This is a genomic window from Cysteiniphilum litorale, assembly GCF_003428165.1.
GTDB lineage: Bacteria > Pseudomonadota > Gammaproteobacteria > Francisellales > Francisellaceae > Caedibacter > Caedibacter litoralis.
In genome coordinates this window covers 1-4,500 of the sequence record NZ_QLIQ01000080.1, presented here as the reverse complement: position 1 = coordinate 4,500, position 4,500 = coordinate 1, and the positions used below count along the sequence as shown (strand labels likewise).

Genomic DNA, 4,500 nt, shown 5'->3' with positions numbered 1-4,500 from the left:
TGCTAGCTTATCTAGTCTTGATGCAAGATCATCTTCTATTCTCATGCCTACTAATTTCATATTTCCCCCTAGATTTTGCCTTTTGTGTTATTTGATTATGTTATCAATATGTTACATAGCATGGTTTCATAATGAACTATTATATTATCATATTATAAAATCATGTGTTATCAATTTATTAATTATTGTTATCAAAGTATTAATTTCATGTTATCAATATATTACATATTCTGTTAATAACGTATTACATGTCATATATTATATTGGATGTACTGCTTTTTACTATTTTTTTCACTGGTATTTTGTATTGGTTTTACTTAGATTAGAAAGTGAACGTTTGAAAAATAAAAATTTTGACTTTATTTTTAAAAAATTAATCCGCTGAAATGCTTGTAAATACTGGGATTGATGACACACCTTTTTGCAACAAGAACACAATGCACTAACAGTGCGTACTGTGTATGCTTACTGAGGGGTGAGGGAGTGGCTGTTGATAATAGATTAATATATAGTCAAATTAACGGGCTGTAATTTAGATTACTATTTGTACAAGCGGAAACTATGGCGATTGAATGGGATTTTAAAGCGTGATAAAAAGCAATATAAAAGTGATAGCAAAGACTTTACTAAAAATAGTAGTGAGTATATAAAAATATTTGAAAAAGCACGTGAGGATAAAAAGGGAGTAAGCAAAAAATAAAAAAAAAGGCAAGCTTGGCAATTATTTTAAAAAAATATTTTTGAAAATTATTTTAGATTTTTATCTTATAAATTTTGAGATTTTATTTTTTGGATTTACCTAAGAGAAAATTAAAACCAAAGATGAAAATAAATAAAAATATTTTTCTTGATTAATTTTAAAATAGTTTACTCAAAAATAATGCGTGGACTTTTGCCAATGACCTCAGCAATTTTAAAAATAGTTTTAGCCGTAAAGTTAGTATCACCTTTTAAAATTCTACTTGTCTGTGAGTCACTGGTTCCAAGTTCTTTTTTGATTTCACTAAATCCTATGTGTTTTTCTTCCATATAATTTTTTAAAGCATAGGCAATAGAATTTTTAAATTCCATATAGCTATTTGCTTTTTGTAATGCCCTTTGATTGATTAAATCAATTTCGGCTTGTGTGTAATTTTCTTTTAAGTAATCATCAAAACTTTTCATTTTTTTAAATCCTTAAGCAATTTGCTTGCTATCTTGTCGGCTAGTTCAATATCTTTCTTTTGTGTTGATTTTTTGCCACCATTGGTTGCTATATAAATTTGATCACCTTTGAAAAAATAATAAAGACGATTACCAAACTTAGTACAGCGTAACTCATATATTTTATTTTTCTTGGTATGTACTTTTTTGCTATAGGGATAGTCTAACTCATAGCCTAAAAGCGAAAGCATACCGATTAAATCATACATTAAATTTTTTTGTTCACTTACCAGAGTGTTTAAAAACTTTTCGGCATTATCTGTTAAAATTATTTTATATTTTGCTTTCATGTTTTTAGCTCTATCCTTATGTTAATTAATTATACTACCTTTTGCGGTAGTTGTCAATCTGCACCTATTTTTATATATTATTAACTGCAATATTTTTTTAACCAGAAGAAAAGGAATCCCTAAAATGCCAATGATAGAAAAACCAAAATCACCAACCTACACAACCTTACCGAAAAAAATCAAAGTGACAGAAGATACTTACCTAAAAGCCATCGAATATTTAGATTGGAATAAATCCCTTGACGGTGAAAAAGATTTAGACTTTTTAATTGATCAAGCCTTGCAAGTTGTTTTTGATGGTGATCGAGAGTTTAAAAAGTATCTGAAAGAAAATAAGAACAGTAATAACGCTAAATCGATTGAAAAAACTAGTTGAAAAATTAGCGAGTAAATTACTCAAAAATAATTCTTGGCTTTTTGCCTGTGTATTCATAAATTTTTAAAAGCGTTTCGAGTGTAAAATTTGATTCCCCTTTTATAATACGGCTTGTTTGTGATTTGCTTGTATGTAGTCCATTCATAATATCCGTAAACGTATGATTATTATTTTTAGCAAATTCACTAATTGTATGTGACACCGAATTTTGCAAATCAATAAGCATTTTGCCTTTTTCTTTTGCTTTATTGCGTATCGTTGATATGTCACTATCTGAATAATTTTCTTTAAGGTAATCATTAAAATTTATCGCCATAATACACCAACCTTAATCTTTATTTTTTACTTAACTTTATCTTATCGTTTTTCAAATCTTTAATAATTTTTAATGCTGCTTTTATATCTCGTTGCTGTGAGGTTTTATTGCCACCAACAAGCCCTACGATAATTTGCTTACCGTGATAACAAAAATAAATTCGATAGCCATAGTCGGTATCTCTTAGCTCATATAGCCCTTTACCAATATTTTTTACCGTGGGCATTTTTAGATCGTTACCATATGCTTGTAATACCGCAATCAGCTCGACAACATGATCAAAGTGTGATTTGTTTAAACCCTTAAGCCATTTTGTCACTTTGGGCAATAAGTATAGTTCCCACATGGAAAAACCTCTGCATGTCTAGTAGTTTATTTTAGTTCCTTATATGGTACTTGTCAAGATAAAGTTAAATCGTCTTGTGTTAGTGTATTCAAAAAATAAAAAGTAATATTAAGCCGCCCTTGCCGTTTCGCTACCACCATCACTAACCGCCTTTAAATTCGTACCAAGCAAATAATTTAAAACTTTGGCACTTTGCCTTACCGCTTCGTTAAAATCTTCATCAGTCAAATTTCTGAGCCAACTATCAATATAACTTGCATGATTTTGTAAATCGGTTTTGATGCCAAAGTGTGCGCTTAGCATCGCACTGGATAGCTCGGCTACTAATTCCTCTTTGGCGTAACTTAATTTACAACTTAAATCCACACTGCGGTTTAATCTTTTTTTGTGCATGGTGCTGTGTGCTAATTCATGTAATAAAACCGCTTTGTAATTTTCTTCACTGTTAAAGTATTTTGAGCTTGGCATTTTGATAATATCTAAACTTGGCATATAGTACGCTTGTCCTTGATCATGTGTGATAATCTCAACATCTTGAGCATCAATAACCCCTTGCAAATCATCATCAAAAACAACAGCATTTTCAATCTCTGCTAGAGTTGTTTGCGACAAATTAAAAACGGGGTAATATTTTGGGCATAGTATGGTTGTTTCGTAAGCGTCACCTTTTTTGATCACTCTATCGCCAGTGTTAAAATCATCTTGCGCTATTTTTTCCTTATCGTAAGTTGTGAAGAAAAAAACGCGGCTTGATTTTTCGCCTTTGTTGACACTGCCATTTAACGCTTTGATTTGTTTGAACGTCAACCACTGGTTAGATTTATAATTGCTTTTGAGTTGTGTCATGTAAAGATTCAGCACATTAACGCCACTGTATAAATTCCCCTTCGCATTTACTGGTAATTTAGCGCAACCCTCACGATTAAAAACATCTTTCCAAGTGGCACCACCATTTTTAATAATTTCTTTAATGCTTTGAGCGATGTCGCTGACAAAGTCGTTGTAGCTTTGCTTAGTCATTATTAGCCCCTCCGCAATCTTTACCATTAAATAGTGCTTTGCAATTCAACCCACCACATATAGGGCAAATATTTTGCGCAATATCCTCTGTTAAATTTTCTATATCTTCTATATCTTCCCGATACAGACCATCATTAAATGACGTATTGGCATATATTTCATCAACCGCTAAATCTAAGTTACTGTTAAAAATACGCATCGCCTTACCCTCTTGTGACGTGATTGATCGCTAACACTGCATTGACCACATGCACCGCTTGCTCATGGTTGTTTTTTATTTTTTTTATGTTTTTTATTTCTTGTAAACGCTTTGGTGTCTTTTTATCGGCAGGTGCTGCTTGGTCTTTCTCAACCGCCCGTACATAGTTAAAAAAGTCAAACCATGCATCATTGTCAGGTTGATTGGTTATTAAGCTTCTCATTGTTCTAACTCCTTATATCTTTTTTTATTCGGTTTGTGTGTGTTCACAACCTTTTTGCAACAAGCCATTTAGAAATGCCTGTCAAGGGCGCGTAGCGTGCCATTTACCCTTGACAGGTATTTCGGGCTTGTTAAAAAAGAAATTAAAACTAGGCTGTCAATCACGTAGTGATTGACTCATTGATAAGCAAAGCCTGATGGCTTGGAATAAATTTTCTGCAATGTAATTGCGTCCCACCAAAACTAATATAATTTTAGTGCTAGCCAAAGCAAAATATTACATACTGATTCATTTAGTTATATCTTCTTGATTTATTTATATTCCCCTAAATCATAGAATCCCGCTATAGCTATTTTGCATCAAGGTTCTATTGTGGTTTCACCTACTTTATGAATGAATATTAAGGATATTGCACTTGACAATTATGATAACAGGATCGCGTGGAGCGATTGGCAGGAGGCTGAAAACAGCTCTAGTCAAATCAGGTGAATGTGTTTTCGGTTATGATCATGGCTATGACCCTGATC

The 4,500-nt window shown here is 32.1% G+C and carries 9 protein-coding genes; 2 read left to right on the top strand and 7 right to left on the bottom strand.

The window, feature by feature from the left end; genetic code table 11:
• Nucleotides 1–568: 568 nt before the first annotated feature.
• Complete coding sequence (locus tag DNJ75_RS15750; protein WP_263479609.1) at nt 569–700, top strand: hypothetical protein; 132 nt, start codon at nt 569–571, stop codon at nt 698–700.
• A 167-nt stretch (nt 701–867) separates the two neighbouring features.
• Here DNJ75_RS15750 and DNJ75_RS14210 read toward each other — a convergent pair whose 3' ends face one another.
• Together DNJ75_RS14210 and DNJ75_RS14205 are read right to left on the bottom strand one after the other, a co-directional pair.
• Nucleotides 868–1,164, bottom strand: a complete 297-nt coding sequence (locus DNJ75_RS14210) for a helix-turn-helix domain-containing protein (protein WP_117004102.1) — start codon at nt 1,162–1,164, stop codon at nt 868–870.
• Complete coding sequence (locus DNJ75_RS14205; protein ID WP_117004101.1) at nt 1,161–1,493, bottom strand: type II toxin-antitoxin system RelE/ParE family toxin; 333 nt, start codon at nt 1,491–1,493, stop codon at nt 1,161–1,163. The genes DNJ75_RS14210 and DNJ75_RS14205 overlap by 4 nt, the downstream gene beginning before the upstream one ends.
• A 124-nt stretch (nt 1,494–1,617) precedes the next feature.
• On the opposite strand from DNJ75_RS14205, the gene DNJ75_RS14200 reads away from it, so the two are divergent.
• Nucleotides 1,618–1,869 (top strand): hypothetical protein, encoded by a 252-nt coding sequence (locus DNJ75_RS14200; protein ID WP_117004100.1) that lies wholly within the window; start codon nt 1,618–1,620, stop codon nt 1,867–1,869.
• Nucleotides 1,870–1,885: 16 nt separating this feature from the next.
• Here DNJ75_RS14200 and DNJ75_RS14195 read toward each other — a convergent pair whose 3' ends face one another.
• The 5 genes from DNJ75_RS14195 to DNJ75_RS14175 form a co-directional block, all read right to left on the bottom strand.
• Complete coding sequence (locus DNJ75_RS14195; RefSeq protein WP_117004099.1) at nt 1,886–2,185, bottom strand: hypothetical protein; 300 nt, start codon at nt 2,183–2,185, stop codon at nt 1,886–1,888.
• Between the two features lie 19 nt (nt 2,186–2,204).
• On the bottom strand, nt 2,205–2,531 hold the full coding sequence (locus DNJ75_RS14190) for a type II toxin-antitoxin system RelE/ParE family toxin (protein ID WP_117004098.1): 327 nt from the start codon (nt 2,529–2,531) through the stop codon (nt 2,205–2,207).
• 108 nt (nt 2,532–2,639) lie between these two features.
• Nucleotides 2,640–3,551, bottom strand: a complete 912-nt coding sequence (locus DNJ75_RS14185; RefSeq protein ID WP_170137240.1) for an ArdC family protein — start codon at nt 3,549–3,551, stop codon at nt 2,640–2,642.
• Entirely contained in the window at nt 3,544–3,750 is a 207-nt protein-coding gene (locus tag DNJ75_RS14180; protein ID WP_117004096.1) for a hypothetical protein, read from the bottom strand. The genes DNJ75_RS14185 and DNJ75_RS14180 overlap by 8 nt, the downstream gene beginning before the upstream one ends.
• A 4-nt stretch (nt 3,751–3,754) precedes the next feature.
• Nucleotides 3,755–3,973, bottom strand: coding sequence for a hypothetical protein (locus DNJ75_RS14175; protein WP_117004095.1), 219 nt, complete (start codon nt 3,971–3,973; stop codon nt 3,755–3,757).
• Nucleotides 3,974–4,500: the final 527 nt, after the last annotated feature.